Annotated in this window: 15 protein-coding genes; 12 read left to right on the top strand and 3 right to left on the bottom strand. The window is 60.8% G+C overall.

The features are described 5' to 3' along the window. Positions 1–10 precede the first annotated feature (10 nt). Together AB1A62_RS06330 and AB1A62_RS06325 are read right to left on the bottom strand one after the other, a co-directional pair. The gene (locus tag AB1A62_RS06330; RefSeq protein ID WP_366660680.1) at positions 11–1,309 is read right to left on the bottom strand and encodes a TRAP transporter large permease; all 1,299 of its coding nucleotides are present in this window, start codon (positions 1,307–1,309) and stop codon (positions 11–13) included. Then, complete coding sequence (locus AB1A62_RS06325; RefSeq protein ID WP_366660679.1) at positions 1,306–1,776, bottom strand: TRAP transporter small permease subunit; 471 nt, start codon at positions 1,774–1,776, stop codon at positions 1,306–1,308. The genes AB1A62_RS06330 and AB1A62_RS06325 overlap by 4 nt, the downstream gene beginning before the upstream one ends. Positions 1,777–1,888: 112 nt before the next feature. Here AB1A62_RS06325 and AB1A62_RS06320 point away from each other — a divergent pair, with 112 nt between their 5' ends. From AB1A62_RS06320 to AB1A62_RS06285, 8 genes are all read left to right on the top strand, one after another. After that, positions 1,889–2,827 (top strand): LysR substrate-binding domain-containing protein, encoded by a 939-nt coding sequence (locus AB1A62_RS06320; RefSeq protein ID WP_366660678.1) that lies wholly within the window; start codon positions 1,889–1,891, stop codon positions 2,825–2,827. 313 nt (positions 2,828–3,140) lie between these two features. Further along, positions 3,141–4,700 (top strand): ABC transporter substrate-binding protein, encoded by a 1,560-nt coding sequence (locus AB1A62_RS06315; protein WP_366660677.1) that lies wholly within the window; start codon positions 3,141–3,143, stop codon positions 4,698–4,700. A 145-nt stretch (positions 4,701–4,845) separates the two neighbouring features. Further along, positions 4,846–5,826 carry an ABC transporter permease gene (locus tag AB1A62_RS06310; protein ID WP_366660676.1) on the top strand — a complete coding sequence of 327 codons (981 nt, stop codon included), beginning with the start codon at positions 4,846–4,848 and terminating at the stop codon, positions 5,824–5,826. After that, entirely contained in the window at positions 5,823–6,773 is a 951-nt protein-coding gene (locus tag AB1A62_RS06305) for an ABC transporter permease (protein WP_366660675.1), read from the top strand. The genes AB1A62_RS06310 and AB1A62_RS06305 overlap by 4 nt, the downstream gene beginning before the upstream one ends. Before the next feature lie 4 nt (positions 6,774–6,777). Beyond that, complete coding sequence (locus AB1A62_RS06300; RefSeq protein WP_366660674.1) at positions 6,778–7,773, top strand: ABC transporter ATP-binding protein; 996 nt, start codon at positions 6,778–6,780, stop codon at positions 7,771–7,773. Further along, positions 7,770–8,813: an oligopeptide/dipeptide ABC transporter ATP-binding protein gene (locus AB1A62_RS06295; protein ID WP_366660672.1), complete on the top strand. Its 1,044-nt coding sequence runs from the start codon at positions 7,770–7,772 to the stop codon at positions 8,811–8,813. Before AB1A62_RS06300 ends, AB1A62_RS06295 begins: the two co-directional genes overlap by 4 nt. A gap of 14 nt (positions 8,814–8,827) precedes the next feature. Then, positions 8,828–9,748 (top strand): LysR family transcriptional regulator, encoded by a 921-nt coding sequence (locus AB1A62_RS06290; protein ID WP_366660670.1) that lies wholly within the window; start codon positions 8,828–8,830, stop codon positions 9,746–9,748. A 123-nt stretch (positions 9,749–9,871) separates the two neighbouring features. Further along, complete coding sequence (locus AB1A62_RS06285) at positions 9,872–11,071, top strand: ATP-binding protein (RefSeq protein ID WP_366660669.1); 1,200 nt, start codon at positions 9,872–9,874, stop codon at positions 11,069–11,071. A gap of 604 nt (positions 11,072–11,675) precedes the next feature. Here AB1A62_RS06285 and AB1A62_RS06280 read toward each other — a convergent pair. Continuing rightward, positions 11,676–12,317: a DarT ssDNA thymidine ADP-ribosyltransferase family protein gene (locus AB1A62_RS06280; RefSeq protein ID WP_366660668.1), complete on the bottom strand. Its 642-nt coding sequence runs from the start codon at positions 12,315–12,317 to the stop codon at positions 11,676–11,678. A gap of 318 nt (positions 12,318–12,635) precedes the next feature. Here AB1A62_RS06280 and AB1A62_RS06275 point away from each other — a divergent pair, with 318 nt between their 5' ends. The 4 genes from AB1A62_RS06275 to AB1A62_RS06260 all read left to right on the top strand — a co-directional run bounded on the left by AB1A62_RS06275 (position 12,636) and on the right by AB1A62_RS06260 (position 16,501). Continuing rightward, positions 12,636–13,043: an XRE family transcriptional regulator gene (locus AB1A62_RS06275; protein WP_366660667.1), complete on the top strand. Its 408-nt coding sequence runs from the start codon at positions 12,636–12,638 to the stop codon at positions 13,041–13,043. Beyond that, positions 13,040–13,207, top strand: a complete 168-nt coding sequence (locus tag AB1A62_RS06270; RefSeq protein WP_366660666.1) for a hypothetical protein — start codon at positions 13,040–13,042, stop codon at positions 13,205–13,207. Before AB1A62_RS06275 ends, AB1A62_RS06270 begins: the two co-directional genes overlap by 4 nt. A 75-nt stretch (positions 13,208–13,282) precedes the next feature. Beyond that, a complete protein-coding gene (locus AB1A62_RS06265; RefSeq protein WP_366660665.1) occupies positions 13,283–14,728 on the top strand; it encodes a DUF6880 family protein in 1,446 nt (481 codons plus the stop codon). A gap of 999 nt (positions 14,729–15,727) precedes the next feature. Beyond that, positions 15,728–16,501 (top strand): recombinase family protein, encoded by a 774-nt coding sequence (locus tag AB1A62_RS06260; protein ID WP_366660664.1) that lies wholly within the window; start codon positions 15,728–15,730, stop codon positions 16,499–16,501. Positions 16,502–16,880: the final 379 nt, after the last annotated feature.

Raw genomic sequence — 16,880 nt, 5'->3', positions numbered from 1 at the left:
TCAGGTGTGTTCAGTAGCCGAAGAAACGCGGCAGAAAGAGCGACAGGTCGGGCCATAGCGAGGTCAGGAAGACCACCGGCACATAGCCTGTCAGGATCAGGATCATCGCGGGCGGGATCACCTTGGTGACCTTCACGTTGCCGATCCGCGCGCCAAGGTAGAGGATCGAGGCATAGGGCGGGGTGACGCCGCCCATCGCGGTGTTCACGCCCATGATTGCGGCGAACTGCACCGGGGTGACGCCGATTGCCTGCATCAGCGGCAGCAGCAGCGGCGCGATCAGGATGATGGCGGTGACGTCGTTCACGACCATGCCGACCAGGAACAGCAGGATGTTGATGAAGATCAGCAGCAGCACCTTGTTCTCGGTGATCTCGAAGATCGCGCTGACCATCTTTTGCGGGATCGCTTCATAGACGAACATCTGGCTGAGGATCAGCGAGAACAGGATCATCACCATGATCGCGCCCACGGCGGTCGCGGCTTCCTTGCCCGCCTCGAGGAAGCTGTTCCACTTGAGGCCCTTGTAGATGAAGAAGCCGACCGGCAGCGCATAGATCACCGACAGGGCCGCGGCTTCGGTCGGGGTCATGATGCCGCCGTAGATGCCGCCCAGGATGATCACCGGCATCAGTAGCGCCGGGGTGGCGTTGAAGCCCTTCTTCGCCACATCGCCTGCCAGCTGCGAGAAGCCGGGCGCGTCATCCAGCACCAGGTTGAACTTGCGGCTCATCCACAGGTTCATGGCCGAGAAGTTGAACATGATCAGCAGGCCCGGTCCCAGGGTCGCCAGGAAGCAGGCGAGGATCGAGGTGTCGGTGACCCAGCCATAGACGATCATGGTGACCGACGGCGGGATCAGCAGGCCCAGGATCGAGGAGTTAGCAATCAGCGCGGTGGCGTATTCCCGAGGGTAGCCGCGCTTTTCCATCTCGGGGATCAGCAACGGGCCGATGGCGGCGATGCCGGTCAGGCCGGAGCCGGAGATCGCGCCGATGATGGCGCAGCTGACCGCCGCCACAACGCCCAGGCCGCCGCGGATGTGGCCGATGAAGGCATTGACGAAGTTCAAAAGCGAGGCGGCGATACCGCTGGCTGACATGATGGTGCCCGCCAGGACGAACAGCGGAATGGCCAGCAGCACCGGGTTGCCCAGTTGCTGGGATCCCCACAGCATCATGCCTTTCATGGTCACATCGCCGAGGAAATACATGATCATCAGGGCGGCGCCGAAGCAGTAGGGCAGCGGCACGCCAAGGGTCAGCGTCAGCACCAGGACGGTGATGGCAAGAAGGGCGATCTCGATCATTTTGCGGCTCCGGGGCGCAGGGCATTGACGTGGCGCAGCAGGTGCACCGCGGTGTAGAGCATCATCAGGGCCAGCCCGGCCACCAGTGCTGCTTCGGAATAGAATGTGGGCAGGTAGAGCGTCGGGCTCTCTTTCCAGACCCGCCAGGCATAGAGGGTGTATTCCCAGGCCCAGCTCAGCAGCCACAGGCCGACGGTCAGGCTGATGATTTCACCGATGACCGCCAGCACGGTGTGGCCGCGCTCTGTCTTGATGGCGATCTCCAGCACGTTGGCGCGGATGTGGGTATCCTCGCGCGAGGCATTCACTGCGCCGAGGATATAGAGCCAGATGGTCGGGTAGAGCATGGTCTCCTCCAGCCCCATCACCGGGATCTGCAAAAGATAGCGGGTGACCACCTGGACGAACTGGCCCAGGGCCACCAGACAGATCAGCCCGGTCAGCAAGTATTTCGAGAATGTGTCCATCGGTCCTCCTTCCGGCGTCCCCTCACCGGGTTTGGCGGATTTGGCTGGACAAAGGGCATAAGATCAATTTGAAAATATCTGTGACTCCATCAATTGCTTTAATACCCGTGCTATGAACTTCTCGATCCGCCAGATATTCACCTTCCGCGAGGTCATGCGCAGCGGCTCCATCTCGCAGGCCGCGCGCACCGTCGGGCGCACCCAGCCCGCGGTCAGCACGATGATCTCGACGCTGGAGGGTGAACTGGGGTTCCGCCTGTTTGTGCGCGAGCAAGGCAAGCTGATCCCGACGCCGGAAGCGCAGTTCTTTCTCGAGGAGTGCGAAACCGTGCTGGAGCGCATCGAGCGGATCGAGCGCACGGTGAGCAAGATCCGCAGCCACGAGGCCGGCAAGCTGCGTGTCGCCTGCCACCCGGCGGCGGCCGGGCTGTTTATGCCGCGGATTCTAACGGATTTTCTGCAAGGCAAGGATGAGCTTGAGGTCTCCCTAATCATGCGGTCTTCGGATGTGATCGAGGATCTGATTGCCTCGCAGCAATTCGACATCGGCTTTGCCGAAACACCGGCGCCGCGCCCGTCTGTCCGGCAGATGGATTTCGATCTCGAATGCGTCTGCGTGATGCCCGCCAGCGACCCGCTGGCGGCGGCTGGGGAGATCACGCCGCAGGATCTGGACGGGCAGCCGATGGCGGTGCTGTTCGATCAGCACCCGCTGACGGCCCGGACAGAGGCTGCGTTTCAAAGGAGCGGCTGCCGGTTCCGGAAACGGCTGGAGCTGCGCACCTGGGCGCCCGGCCTGCAGTTTGTTGCGGCTGGCATGTGCTACATGATCTGCGACATGATCACCGCCTACAGCTGCCTGCAGCAGCGCCAGACCACGGCCGATTTAGCGATTCGCCGGTTCCGCCCGCGAATCGGAACGGGTGTGTCGATTCTGACCCCGGGCTATGCAACGCAATCGCTGACCTCCAAGGCGTTCACTGCCCAGCTGTGCAGCTCCATCGAGAGCATGCAGGCGGAAATGGAAACCTGCCTGAGCCGCCCGGCGTAGTCCGGATGTGATTGCCGGGCTCTGAAGCCGCGGCGGCCCGAACATCTCTGAAATGCACGCCTGCGGGAGAGGTCTTGTGCGCGTCCGGCAGCGGCCTGCTTCCGCCGAGGCAGAGGTGTGCCCTTGGGAAGGCTGGCACGCGGCGGTTGTGTGCATGGGGGTAAGGCTGAAGTCTAAGCCTTTGGGTGGATAGGGATATTCCAATAGTGCATGGCTCCGATGTGCTTCCTGCATACCCTATGCGATATCGGCATTTCACAGTTCGCGCACCGCAGGCTAGCGTTTGCGGCATAATCACAGGGGAGTATGCCTAATGACGAAATTTGTCAGAAGCCTGGCGGCTGCTGCAGTGGTGGCGATGGCACCGGTTGCCTATGCCGAAACCACCGTGCGGGTTGCCTATGACGCCGACCCGGTGTCGCTGGATCCGCATGAACAGCTGTCCGGCGGCACGCTGCAGCTGTCGCACATGGTCTTTGACCCGCTGGTGCGCTGGACCAAGGACCTGCAGTTCGAACCGCGCCTGGCCGAAAGCTGGGAACAGATCGACGACACCACCATGCGCTTCAAGCTGCGCAGCGGCGTCACCTTCCACAGCGGCAACGCGCTGACTGCCAAGGATGTCGACTGGACCTTTGACCGTCTGAAGGCAAGCGACGACTTCAAGGCGATCTTCGCACCGTTCACCGATGTCGAAGTCGTTGACGACATGACCTTCGATCTCAAGACCGCGGAGCCCTATCCGCTGGTCCTGCACACCGCGACCTACATCTTCCCGATGGACAGCGCGTTCTACACCGGCACCACCGAGGACGGCAAAGACAAGTCCGAGATCGTCAAGCACGGTGACAGCTTTGCCTCTCGCAACATTTCCGGCACCGGCCCGTTTGTGGTTTCCGAGCGTGAGCAGGGCGTGCGCGTCGTGTTCGACCGTTTCGACGGCTACTGGGACGCCGATGCAGGCAATGTCGACAAGATCGTTCTGACCCCGATCAAGGAAGACCCGACCCGCGTGGCGGCCCTGCTGTCCGGCGATGTGGACTTTATCGCGCCGGTTCCGCCGACCGACCTGAAGCGCGTGGAAGAGGCCGAGGGCGTTGATCTGATCACCATGCCCGGCACCCGTATCATCACCTTCCAGATGAACCAGAACCGTGTCGAAGCCTTCAAGGACGCCCGTGTCCGCCAGGCAATCGACTATGCTGTCAACAACGCAGGCATCGTTGACCGCATCATGCGCGGCTTTGGCACCGTGGGCGCACAGGCCAGCCCGGCCGGCTACCTGGGTTACAACGAAGCCCTGGCCCCGCGCTTCGACCTGGAGAAAGCCAAGGCGCTGATGGCTGAGGCAGGCTATGCCGACGGCTTCTCGATCACCATGATGGCGCCGAACAACCGCTATGTGAACGACGACAAGATCGCCCAGGCGGTGGCTTCGATGCTGGCGCAGATCAACATCAAGGTTGACCTGCAGACCATGCCCAAGGCGCAGTACTGGCCGACTTTCGACGAGCGCGCAGCGGATATGATGATGATCGGCTGGCATGCGGACACCGAGGACTCCGCCAACTTCCACCAGTTCCTGACCGCCTGCCCGGATGAAGCAACCGGCAACGGCCAGTATAACTCGGGCAACTACTGCAACGAGGAAGCCGACGCGCTGATGAACCAGGCCAACGCGGAAACCGATCCGGCCAAGCGTGCGGAAATGCTGCAGAAGCTGGAAGGCATCCTGTATGATGAAGCGGCCTTTATCCCGCTGCACTGGCAGAACCTGGCATGGGGTTCCAAGTCCGGCATGAACTCGGCGGACATCGTGAACGCGCTGAACTTCCCCTACTTCGGTGACCTGGTTGTCGAGACCGGCAGCTAAGCACTGAAAAACCCGGGCCGGTCTCCCCCGGCCGGCCCGGACCTTTTGAATAACAAGCGGCCGCCAAGGCTGCACCTGCAGGATCCGCGCCCCCGCCAGGACGCACAAGCCTGCGCTGTCATTAAACTCTACAAAGGTCAGGACGATGTTTGCCTATCTCGCGAAGCGAGTCATTCAGGCGATTGCCGTGATGTTCGTCATCTCGCTGATTGCCTTTGCCATCCAGGGCAACTTGGGCGACCCGCTGCGCGAGCTGGTCGGGCAGTCGGTCTCGGAAGAAGTGCGCCAGCAGCTGCGCGACGAAATGGGGCTGAACGACAGCTTCGTGACGCAATATCTGCGGTTTGCAGGCAATGCGCTGCAGGGCGATCTGGGCACCTCCTATTTCTTCAAGGAGCCGGCGCTGGACGTGATCCTGAAGAAGCTGCCCGCGACGCTGGAGCTGGTGTTCGGCGCCACGCTGATCATCGTCGGCTTCTCGGTGCCGCTGGGTGTCTATACCGCGATCAAGCCGGACAGCATCCTGAGCCGCATCATCATGGGCCTGTCGATTGTCGGCATCTCGATCCCGGTGTTCCTGACCGCCATCCTGATGATCTTTGTGTTCTCGGTGGAATACGGCTGGTTCCCCTCCTACGGGCGCGGCGACACCGTGCATGTCTGGGGCTATTGGGAGACCAATTTTGCCACTGCCGACGGCTGGATGCATATCATCCTGCCCTCGATCGCGCTGGCCTCCATCATGCTGCCGCTGTTTGTCCGCCTGATCCGGGCCGAGATGATGGAAGTGCTGCAGTCCGAATACGTCAAATACGCCAAGGCCAAGGGCATCAACCCGTGGCGCATCTATTTTGTGCATGCGCTCAAGAACACGCTGCTGCCGGTGATCACCGTGGGCGGTGTGCAGATCGGCACCATGGTCGCCTACACCATCCTGACCGAGACGGTGTTCCAGTGGCCGGGCATGGGCTTCATGTTCCTTGAGGCGGTGAACCGCGTCGATACCCCGCTGATCGTGGCCTACCTGATTGTTGTCGGCTTCATCTTCGTGGTCACCAACACCATCGTCGACCTGATCTACGGGCTGGTGAACCCGACCGTGAATATTGCGAGGATGGGCGCATGAGCACCGAAACGCTGAACCCGAAATCCGAACCCTCGCGCTGGTCCAAGATCTGGAACTCCAACATGGGCTACAGCTTCCGCCGCAATCCGGTGGCGGTGGTGAGCATGATCGTGTTCCTGCTGATCGCACTCGCCTCCTTCCTGGCGCCGGTGATCGCGCCTTATGATCCCTATGATCCGGCGCAGATCGACATCATGAACTCGGAATACCCGCCTGCCTGGGTAAGCGGCTCGCTGCCGGAGTTTGTGCTGGGTACCGACGACCAGGGCCGCGACCTGTGGTCCACCATCCTGTACGGGACCCGCCTGTCGCTGCTGATCGGCATTTGCGCCGTAGCGCTGCAAGCCTTCCTGGGCATTTCCATCGGTCTGATCGCCGGTTACGTGGGCGGCCGCCTGGACAGCCTGCTGATGCGGCTTGCTGACATCCAGCTGTCGTTCTCGACCCTGATGGTGGCGATCATCTTCCTGGCGGTGACGCAGGCGATGTTCGGAACCGACACCTTCAACAAATATGCGGTGGTGTTCCTGATCGCAGTGATCGGGGTGGCGGAATGGCCGCAATACGCCCGCACTGTCCGCGCCACTGTGCTGGCCGAAAAGAAGAAGGAATATGTCGACAGCGCCCGGGTGCTGGGTTTCGGCCCCATGCGGATCATGGTGCGGCACATCCTGCCGAACTCGCTGTCGCCGATCTTTGTGATCTCCACCGTGCAGGTCGCCAACGCGATCATCTCCGAGGCGTCGCTCAGCTTCCTGGGCCTGGGCATGCCGCCGAGCCAGCCGTCGCTGGGCTCGCTGATCTCTTCCGGCTTCGACTACATCTTCTCCGGCAGTTGGTGGATCACCGCCATTCCCGGCGTGGTGCTGGTGGTGCTGGTTCTTGTCATCAACCTGCTGGGCGACTGGATGCGTGACGTCCTGAACCCGAAACTCTACAAGGGGTAACGCGATGAGCCTTCTTTCCGTTCGCGACCTCACCGTCAAATTCGCCATGCGCGACCAGACGGTCACTGCCCTCAACGGCATTTCCTTCGACCTGGCCAAGGGCGAGCGCCTTGGCATCGTCGGCGAAAGCGGCGCCGGCAAGTCGATCACCGGGTTTTCGCTGATGAATCTCCTTAGCCGTCCTGGCTACATCGACAGCGGCAAGATCCTGTTCGAGGGCGAAGACGTCGTTCAGATGAATGACAAGCGCCTGCGCAATCTGCGCGGCAACCGGATGGCGATGATCTTCCAGGATCCGATGGTGACGCTGAACCCGGTGCTGACCATCGGCCAGCAGATGATCGAGACGCTGATGGCGCACCGCAAGCTGAGCCGCGAGGAGGCGCGCCAGATCGCCATCGTCAAGCTGCGCGAGGTCTATATCCCGTCGCCGGAGGAGCGGCTGGAACAATACCCGCACGAGCTGTCGGGCGGCATGCGGCAGCGGATCATCATCGCGATTGCGCTGCTGCTTGATCCGCAGCTGATCATCGCGGATGAGCCGACCACCGCGCTGGATGTGACCATCCAGGCCGACATCATGGAGCTGATGCTGGAGCTGTGCCAGTCCAACCAGGTGGGGCTGATCCTGATCACCCACGACCTGGGCGTGGTCAGCCAGATGACCGAGCGCACGCTGGTGATGTATGCGGGCCGGATCATCGAATCCGGGCGCACCCGCGAGATCATCAACGACCCGCAGCACCCCTATACCCAGGGCCTGATCAACGCGCTGCCGCAGCAGACGGTGCCGGGCCAGCGGCTGAAGCAGATCCCGGGCAATATGCCTGGCCTGGCCAGCATACCCGCTGGCTGCGCCTTCAACCCGCGCTGCAAATACGCCACGGACCTGTGCCGCAGCCGGGTGCCGGAAATCGTGCAATACGGCGAGGTCGCAGTGGCCTGCCACGAGGTGCAGCGCTTGCACAGCGATGAAGACCGTCAGGAGGCACGGGCATGAGCGACGCAAAGACAGGCCGCCCGCTGCTGGAGATCCGGAATCTGGAAAAACGGTTCGATCTCGACCACGGTTTTCTGGAAACCCTGAAGTTCAGGAAGGGCAAGATCGTGCGCGAGAGCCGCTCGGTCCATGCGGTGAACAACATCTCGCTGGAGGCCCGCAAGGGCGAGGCGCTGTGCGTGGTGGGCGAGTCGGGCTGCGGCAAGTCCACCGTGGCGCGGCTGGTGGCCGGGCTGCTGACCCCGACGGCAGGAGAAATCCACTATGGCGGCCAGCGCATCGACAACCTGTCGCGCGGCGGCATGCAGCCGCTGCGCAAGAAGATCCAGATGATCTTCCAGAACCCCTATGCCTCGCTCAACCCGCGCATGACCATCCGGCAGGCGCTGGAGGAGCCGGTGCGCCACCACTATCCCAGCGCCTCGGCGGCGGAGGTGCGCGACAAGGTGACCGAGGTGATGCTGTCGGTGGGCGTCGACCCCAGCTGGGCCAAGCGCTACCCGCACGAATTCTCCGGCGGCCAGCGCCAGCGGATCGCCATCGCCCGCGCGCTGACAGTGGATCCGGAGTTCATCATCGCGGATGAGCCGATCAGCGCGCTGGACGTGTCGATCCAGGCGCAGGTGCTGAACCTGATGCTGGAAGCCAAGGAAAGCCGCGGCCTCACCTATCTGTTCATCACCCACGATCTGAGCGTTGTGGAGCATTTCGGCACCCGCGTCGCGGTTCTTTACCTTGGGTCGGTTTGCGAGGTTGCGGACACCGCGACATTGTTCTCCAACCCCAAACACCCTTATACTCGGGCCTTGCTGTCCGCGGTGCCGCAGCTGAAGGACGACCGGCCGAACCACATCCGCCTCAAGGGCGAGATCCCGACGCCGATTAACCTGCCGAAAGGCTGCCCGTTCCAAAGCCGCTGCGCCTTTGCGGACGCACGATGCAAGAGTGAAAAGCCCAAGGCCATTCACCAGCCCGACGGCAGCATGGTTGCGTGCCATGCCGTCGAAGAAGACAGGCTGGATGCGGTGGCCGCCGGTTAAGACGGGACGCCCAGTTGGATATCATCTGGCTCAAGGACTTCGAGGCTTTGGTCGCGTGCAAGAACTTCTCGCGCGCGGCCGAAGAGCGCAATGTTAGCCAGCCGGCCTTTTCGCGCCGGATCCGGGCGCTGGAGAATGAGATCGGCGTGCGGCTGATCAACCGCGAGACTCTGCCGCTGACTCTGACGCCGGCCGGGGAAGTGTTCCTGTCGCAGTCGCGCATCATGCTGCGCACCTACGAGGAGACCATCGAACGCTGCCAGACCATCGACGCGGCGGGCGAGAATGTGATCCGCTTTGCCGCCTCGCAGTCGCTCTACATGACCCACTACAAGGCTTTGATTGCGCCGCTCGCCAGCGAGGGCGGGGTCGACACTGACCTCAATTCCACTTCCTGGGCCGCCGACCAGTTCGTCAGCGCGCTGCAGCAGGGCTATTGCGATGTGATCCTGACTTACTGGCACCCGTCGATGGATTTCCTGGGGCCGCTGGAGGTTGCCAATTTCGAATACCTGACGCTGTCCACCGACCGTTATGTGCCGGTCTCCCGCACCACCCCGGACGGCGCGGCAGAGTTTGCCTTCAAGACCGGCAGCAAGGATGCGGTGCCGCTGCTGTCCTATGGCGCGGTGTCGGCGCTGCGCTCGGTGCAGGAATTTGCCCTTACCCAGCTGCTGCCCGGGCAGAAGGTATTTGTCGTCAATCAGAACGCACTGGCCAACAGCGTCAAGGCGATGATCCAGGAGGGGTTCGGCATGGGCTGGCTGCCCCTCAGCCTGTGCCGAGAGGAAATCGCCTCCGGCCGGTTTGCTATTGTGGACGAACGGCTGGGCACCGATCTGGAAATCCGCCTGTACCGCGACCCGCGCAGCACCAAGCAGACGCTGGATGTGCTGTGGAAGCAGCTGAAACGCTCAGCGATGAAAGCGGCCTGAGGCGGGCCGTGCCGCCGGCCACTCGCCTGCTGATTGAACTGGAAAGCGACCGGTGAATCTGCCATTGCTTAGGGTGGCGCGTCATGGCGCTGCAGGGCTTCATGGCCGGAAGGGCAGGCGGAAATGCATTACCTCAAACGCGAGCTGTACGATCTCGTCAAAAGCGATGACGCCATTTTTGACTTCCTGCAGATCGGGTCGCTGGACGGGCTTTGGTACTGGGATCTGGAAAACCCTGAACACGAATGGATGAGTCCGGAATTCTGGCGCCTGTTCGGACTGGACCCGAAGGCAAAGCAGCATTTTGCTTCCGAATGGCAGGACCTGATTCATCCAGACGACCTGGCACTGGCGCTGGATAACTTCCACAAGCACCTGGAGGACCCGGGCCACCCCTATGACCAGATTGTCCGCTACCGGCATGCTGATGGTCATATGGTGACCGTGCGCTGCCGCGGTCTGGCGATCCGGGACGCGGCGGGCAAGCCGGTTCGCATGCTGGGGGCGCACAATGACCTCACCGCGCTGAAGGCCCGGGAAGCGGAGCTTGCGGCGGCGATTACCGGTCTGGCCGCAGAGGTGACACGCGCGAACACTGCCGTCGAGGCCCGCACGGCCTTTCTTGCAACCATGAGCCACGAGATCCGCACGCCGCTGAATGTGATCCTCGGCTTGCTGCACCTGATCAAGACTGATGAAACGGCTTCTGAGAAAACCCGGGAACGGGCGGATGTCGGACACCGGGCCGCCGAAATGCTGATGTCCCAGCTGGTCAATGTGCTGGAAACGGCGCGCATCGACTCTGACGCGATGGAGTATACTCCTAGACCTGAGGGGAGCGCGGATCTGGTGGCGCAATGGCGGGAGGCGTTGCAAGCCTCTGCCATCCGCTATGGCAAACCCCTGCGGACCTGGGTGTCCTCGGCGGATGATCTGCCGGACCAGCTGGTGCTTGACCTGCCGAAAGTCACCCAGGTGGTGAACAACCTGATCGACAATGCGGTGAAGTTTTCCTCCGGGGGCAGTGTCTGCATCTCGCTGGAACAGGATGCGGCGGCGGATTTGCCTGTCAGCATCACCGTTCTGGACACTGGCCCCGGCATCGCCGCAGAAGACCGCGGCCGGGTGTTCGAAAGGTTCACTCAGCTCGATAGTGCTGTGTCCCAGCACGCGGGCGGTTCCGGCCTGGGGTTGTCGATCTGTTACGAGCTGGCGGATCTGATGGGGGGCAGGCTGTCTATTCTGGACAAACCGCCGGAAGGTTTCAGCCTGGGCATCCGGCTGCATCTGCCGGAAGGCAAGAGCGGTCCAGCGCCGGGATGATTGTGATAGCCCGGAACCCGGCCTGTGCCGTGTAATGCCCCGGCGGCGGGCATCATGGCCCAGACAACAAAAAAGGCGCCCTGAGGCGCCTTGTTTTATTGGTCGGAGTGAGAGGATTCGAACCTCCGACCCCTGCCTCCCGAAGGCGAGTGCCCAGGATGAAAACCCAAGAAATAAGGGCTTTGGGCGTCGGCCATTGTGTTTCAGTGGCCGTCAGTTCCGGAATAACATTGCGGTTTCTTTGCGGACCCTTATTCGCCTCAATCAGAGCGGACAGCATCCAGCACGCGCTGTGACCCCGGTATGCGGCTCAGGTTGGTCTCGATCCTCGAGCGCCACTTCGGACCACGAGAGAGTGCATCTTCGTAATCATCACGCAGTTTGTCCGGTCGGCCCTGGGCGGGCGCCTCGATCAGGAATGCAGCCCGTCGTCTAACGTCGCGGTTCATTGCGGACAAGTGTTGTCTGGCTAGCGGTAGAGGCCCTGCCAGCAAGCATGCCCCTAGACTTAAGCTCGTCGCCGGACGGGGCCAGCCCCCGGACTACCAACCTGTAAAGCTCTGAGAGATGGAGTCGAAAACAGGCGTGATGTGGAGGCCTGAAGTCAGCCCCAACTCGTATATCGGTTTGAGTGACGGGGCTCAAAAGGTCCGATCAGCACGTCAATCTCGTGACCGACCTCTTTGACAAAGTAACGGTCCAATTCCGTGCCGAGCGTCTCGTCCTCGACCCAGGCTTCTGTTATGGAGTGGATCGGTATGACCCCTTCATAGAGGATCTCCGCTTGGGGATTTGTCGTCATGTTGCTCTGGAGGTTACTCTCCGTGCGGTATGAGCTACCTTTGAATGACCCGTAGGGGCTGCGATCCTCAAACATCTCCTCAAAGGCGAATACACTTCGATAACTCTTGTTCGAGCGAGTATATTCGCCTGAGGCGGCATTTCGGGCGTAGAACCGGCACTTTGCTCCAGGCAGGATCATCGCGTCGATCGCCAGAACGGCCCAATCGGCATGGTTTATCCGCTTGCGAACTGCGCTGAACATTTTCCAGTTGAAGCAGGTGACCGATAAACTGATTGAGTTCAGCTGATCGTCGAGCCGCCAAGGATCACTCCAAGCGTAATTAACCTTGTTGTCATCAAGGATCGATCGCGGAACCAGACCATGTTCTAGAATGCTGGGGAGGTTCGACACCTGTGTGAAATGCAGGAGTTGCGTGACTTGGCGATCACGCAGGAGTTCCACGAACCTGTTCCGGGGGACCATCTCCTAACCTCTCGCACCATAAAAAAACCGGGCGACAGTGTCACTAAGGCCGGTTGTTAGCAAGAGGTGGTATTGAGGCGGGCTGCATCAATCCGCAAAGCACCGCTGCAGCCCGGAGGGGACTCCTAAAGATCATCAACTAGGAAGAATTTTTTCTGCTCGTGCGCCGACTATGATCGACATTCCGCTGGAAACTTGGCGGAGACAGTAACCTTTGTCCCGCCACACATCCCCACATTCACTGTCGCTATATCGAAGACATGCAGCGCATGCTGCGTCACTTCTGAGAGGGTAGCGATGAATAGGAAACCGCATGAAGATACCCGGCTGGCAAACTATGTAGAACGCCGGGTTCTGGAACTGAAATCGAAGAAAAGTCAGGCAGAGATCGCCGTGCAGGCTGGATACGTGAACCAGAACATGATCACGATGATCAAGCAGGGCCGCTCCAAGGTGGCGTTGGATCGCGTGCCGACTCTGGCACTTGCGCTGGAAGCGGATCCTGCATTCGTGATGCAGCTCGCCTTGGAGCAGGCGATTGGCCGGACGGCCGCTGAGGCAGTCACGGAAGTGTTCGGTGAGCCCGTGACTAGGAACGAGCGCGGCTGGCTCCGGGAGATCCGGAGCGCCTCCGGCAATAGCGATCCTCGGCTAACCTGCAGGTCACAGACGACAATCCGGAAAATCTTCGGGAGGCCGGCATGATGAACGAGCAGATTGCCCTGACAACCAACGAGCGCGCCTGGCTGCGCTTCCTGCGCGATTTGAGCGTCGGCAGCGACCCGGCTCCCACCTTGCGCCATGTGCAGCTTCTGCGGCGCGTTTTGCGTAGGAGCAGTCGCCGGGCCGACCGGCATGGCCGCGCATAGCGTGATTTGGCCTTGTCGCGCCCTCGTAGTTCAAAGAGAGTTCCAGGCGGCGGCAAGGCAGGGAGCCAGGAGAGCATGGCATCAAAGAAGACGCTGAACGCGAAGAACCTCGAAACGCTCGGAGCGGCGCGGTTGGCCGAACTTCTGATCGAGATTAGCTCCGGTGATGCCACCGCCAAACGCCGACTGCGTCTGGAGCTGGCAGGCACGTTCAGCCCGAAGGAAGCCGCGCGCGAGATCCGCAAGCGGATCACTCAGATCGGGCGGGCGCAGAGTTTTGTCGATTGGCGCAAGCGGCGTGCCCTGATCAAGGATCTTGATGCCCAGAGACACGCCATCGTCGAGAAGGTGATGCTGGACGATCCGGCGGAAGCGCTCGACCTCATGTGGCGGTTCTTGGCGCTGGCCAATCCGGTCTTTGGTCGGTGCGACGATTCCAGCGGCACGGTGATCCATGTGTTCCACACGGCCGTGGAGAATCTCGCAGAGATCGCTGCTGCCGCGTCACCCGCCCCGGACATACTGGCAGACCGGATGTTCACCGCTCTGCAGGACAATGGCTACGGCCAGTATGACGATCTGATCGCCACCCTGGTTCCGGTGCTGGGGGAGACCGGGCTGGCCCACTTGAAGACTCTTGTCGAGGCCCTGGACCAAGCTCCGGTTACCCAGCCCGCCAAGGACGAGGAAGACATCATTGGCTGGGGATCGGACGGGCCGGTCTACGCCCGGGAAATCGCCGAAACGTCGCGCAAGAGCACGGTCGATATGGCGCTGAGGGACATCGCCGACGCCCAAGGCGATGTGGACGCTTACTTAGCCCGTTACGACGCCAAGACCCGTCGGCTTCCAGGGATCGCAGCCAGCATCGCGACCCGGCTCCTGGCGGCGGACCGGGCTGAAGAGGCACTCGAAATATTGGAGGCAGCCGAAACCGATGGTCGACGCTGGGTGCCGCAGGACTGGCACCACACTCGGCTTGAAGTGCTTGAGGGGCTCGGCCGGGGCGAGGAAGCACAGGAACAGCGCTGGTCGGAATTCGAACGCCAACTCTCGACGGATGACCTGCGCGCCTTTTTAAAACGTCTGCCGGACTTCGAGGATGTCGAGGCCGAGGACCGGGCGCTGGACCACGCCGGGCGCCATCCCGATCTGCTGCTCGCGCTGAGCTTCCTGATTCAATGGCCAGCCCACGACCGGGCGGCGGCGCTGATCCTGGAGCGGTCTGAGGAGCTCGACGGCAATCACTACGAATACCTTTCCCCGGCGGCCGATGCATTATCCGAGCGCCACCCGCTGGCAGCAACGTGCCTGTTACGCGCGATGATCGATTTTACCCTGAACGATGCCCGATCCAGCCGCTACAAGCACGCCGCCCGTCACCTGGTTGACTGTGTCGAGTTGGCAGCGCGGATTGAGGATTATGGCGTCGTTTCTCCGCATGACGATTATCTAGCCGACCTGCGCACCCGGCATTTTCGGAAGTCGGGCTTCTGGGCCCGTGTCGGGGAACTGCTGTAACAAACCGGCAACGCCACGGGTGGATTATTACGCCTTGTCCCATCAGGTTGACGTTGTGGTGGAGCTGATCTGGACTTGGATTTCGGATAGGTCATGCTCTGACCTGTGCCCCCATTGAAGAGGCCGTGTGCGTCTTGGAGAGGATGGGAAGGAAGTAACATTGGAATGCCGACAAGGAATGGCTCGACAGGCGCGCCTCGCCGGATCCCTGTTTAGGGTTTCCATCTAGGTTGACAAAGGTTGACATAAACCGGCCCCGAGCAGGCACCATGTCAACCTGTGGACCTCGAACTCTCTCTGTTTCAGGCCGAAAGGTTGTCTCTATGTTTACCTTAAGTTGACAAATCTGGGCCGAAATCTCGTTTTTTCGGACTGAATGTAAACCTTGGCGGCTGACAAGCCCAATAAAACAAGGTGCTTCCGGAAACCCGAAGAACGGTAAGGTCGCTAGAACCCTTTTATGCTGAGGAACATGGTCCTTGCATGTCGCCACATTCTTACCAAGTGGCAGAGACACGCGCAGGTCACTCGAACATCGGGCGATGAGTATCGATCTGCAAAAGAATGAGGATCACGCTCAGAGACGTGCACAACGCGCCTGAGAACGCATGGACATACCGGCAAGGTAGTAGACCAGTGAAGAGTCAGTTCGGGGTGCAGCGGTTCACGATTGCGGACATGTAATTGGGTGGTATCCACTTCGTTGATTGGCGCTGGATGTGGCTGTTGGCATAATCGTCCAGAGGAGCATTGGCGGCGCGCCACTGCGATTGCGCCCTCTCCGCCCTAGGGGCGCATCCTCCCGTTGCTACCGCAGCTTACGCCACCGCTCGCCTTTCACCCAACACCCCTTGGAAGTCACACCGGTCTGGCCGCTGTGCGACTTCCTTGGGGGGATCGGATAGGTATTCACGTCATCCCAGTAGCTACCTTGCTATATCTACATACAGCTACATGAACCTACAGCACAGGAGGACGAGGAAGCATATGAGCAGGAAGGTGGACGACGTGGTGAACAGGAAGATGGATCTCGGAAAGTTGGCGGTCGGCTATGTCCGTGTTTCCACGGTCGGCCAGGGAGAGAGCGGTATCAGCCTGGAGGCCCAGAAGGCTGCTATCCGGACCTTTGCCGAGCACGCAGGTTACACTTTGGTCGAGATCTTCGAAGATGTCGCCTCTGGTGTGGGCAAGAAGAGCTTTCACAGCCGTAAGGGATTGAAAAACGCGCTTGATCTCGCAGTTCGTGCAGGTGCGGATCTTTTCGTTTGGGACTGGGATCGCCTGTCTCGGTTTGCCGGGTTTGAAGACCAGCTGCGGACCGTGCTTTCGGATCTCGACAGGGTCATCTGCGTGAAGAAATTGAACATGATGGCTGAAGCTTCACGTGCTGCAATCCATGCTCATGATGAACGGGTCGCGGGGGAGATCTCCCGGGCGACAAAGAAGGGTATGGATAGAAAACGTGCAGAAGGAGCCGTGTTCGGCAATCCTGAGATCCTCACAGATGCCCAGCCGCTTGGAGTTGCCGCAAATTCCAACAATGCCTGTGAGCATGTCCGCCGGATCGCAGATGTGCTGCGTGGCCTTGATGATCCTTTCGCCCCCACCTACGCGCAGGTCGCTAGGCTCCTGAATGAGAAAGGCCTCCGGACCCTCCATGGCAAGGAATGGACTGTCTCCCGTTCACGGATTCCGGTGAAACGGGCACGCGAGATTATCAGAAATGACGAAGAGGACGCACTGCAGTCGCTGCCGACATACGGAATGGTCTGATCCGCGGTGAGGAATGGATCTGTATCCCGGTAGGAGCCACCGCACATAACAATGGAGAACTCGAAGTCCTAGAAAATTTCGATGTTCTTGAGGGGGATGCTTTCTGGGGCCGCCAGCATCCTGACCTCGGAAGCTCCCATACCAATTCACGGGGTGCCATAATCGCTCAGCGTCTCTTTAGCTGGCATCTAGTGCTTCTTGCTAAACGGGGGGGCTATGACAATCGTCGCACTTTCAGCGAGCGCCTTAGCAAGTCTGAACCACTACAGATCATCCATTCCTCGAGTCCGGCATCCAACTCGGTGCCTGCGCCCAGTCCCACGGCTGCGGCTGGAGCAGTGTGATCAGGACCGACACGGTCGTCGCCTCTCCCGTCACG

Origin of the sequence: Leisingera sp. JC11, assembly GCF_040704725.1 — a bacterium.
Lineage (GTDB): Bacteria > Pseudomonadota > Alphaproteobacteria > Rhodobacterales > Rhodobacteraceae > Leisingera.
Note: the sequence above shows the minus strand (reverse complement) of the source record. Positions and strands in the feature narration are given on the sequence as shown.

Excerpts from the sequence above, each read along its gene's own strand:
- AB1A62_RS06315 (WP_366660677.1), top strand. The coding sequence starts at position 3,141 with ATGACGAAATTTGTCAGAAGCCTGGCGGCTGCTGCAGTGGTGGCGATG.
- AB1A62_RS06320 (WP_366660678.1), top strand. The coding sequence starts at position 1,889 with ATGAACTTCTCGATCCGCCAGATATTCACCTTCCGCGAGGTCATGCGC.
- AB1A62_RS06285 (WP_366660669.1), top strand. The coding sequence starts at position 9,872 with ATGCATTACCTCAAACGCGAGCTGTACGATCTCGTCAAAAGCGATGAC.
- AB1A62_RS06265 (WP_366660665.1), top strand. The coding sequence starts at position 13,283 with ATGGCATCAAAGAAGACGCTGAACGCGAAGAACCTCGAAACGCTCGGA.
- AB1A62_RS06305 (WP_366660675.1), top strand. The coding sequence starts at position 5,823 with ATGAGCACCGAAACGCTGAACCCGAAATCCGAACCCTCGCGCTGGTCC.
- AB1A62_RS06310 (WP_366660676.1), top strand. The coding sequence starts at position 4,846 with ATGTTTGCCTATCTCGCGAAGCGAGTCATTCAGGCGATTGCCGTGATG.
- AB1A62_RS06275 (WP_366660667.1), top strand. The coding sequence starts at position 12,636 with ATGAATAGGAAACCGCATGAAGATACCCGGCTGGCAAACTATGTAGAA.
- AB1A62_RS06300 (WP_366660674.1), top strand. The coding sequence starts at position 6,778 with ATGAGCCTTCTTTCCGTTCGCGACCTCACCGTCAAATTCGCCATGCGC.
- AB1A62_RS06325 (WP_366660679.1), bottom strand. The coding sequence starts at position 1,776 with ATGGACACATTCTCGAAATACTTGCTGACCGGGCTGATCTGTCTGGTG.
- AB1A62_RS06270 (WP_366660666.1), top strand. The coding sequence starts at position 13,040 with ATGATGAACGAGCAGATTGCCCTGACAACCAACGAGCGCGCCTGGCTG.
- AB1A62_RS06295 (WP_366660672.1), top strand. The coding sequence starts at position 7,770 with ATGAGCGACGCAAAGACAGGCCGCCCGCTGCTGGAGATCCGGAATCTG.
- AB1A62_RS06330 (WP_366660680.1), bottom strand. The coding sequence starts at position 1,309 with ATGATCGAGATCGCCCTTCTTGCCATCACCGTCCTGGTGCTGACGCTG.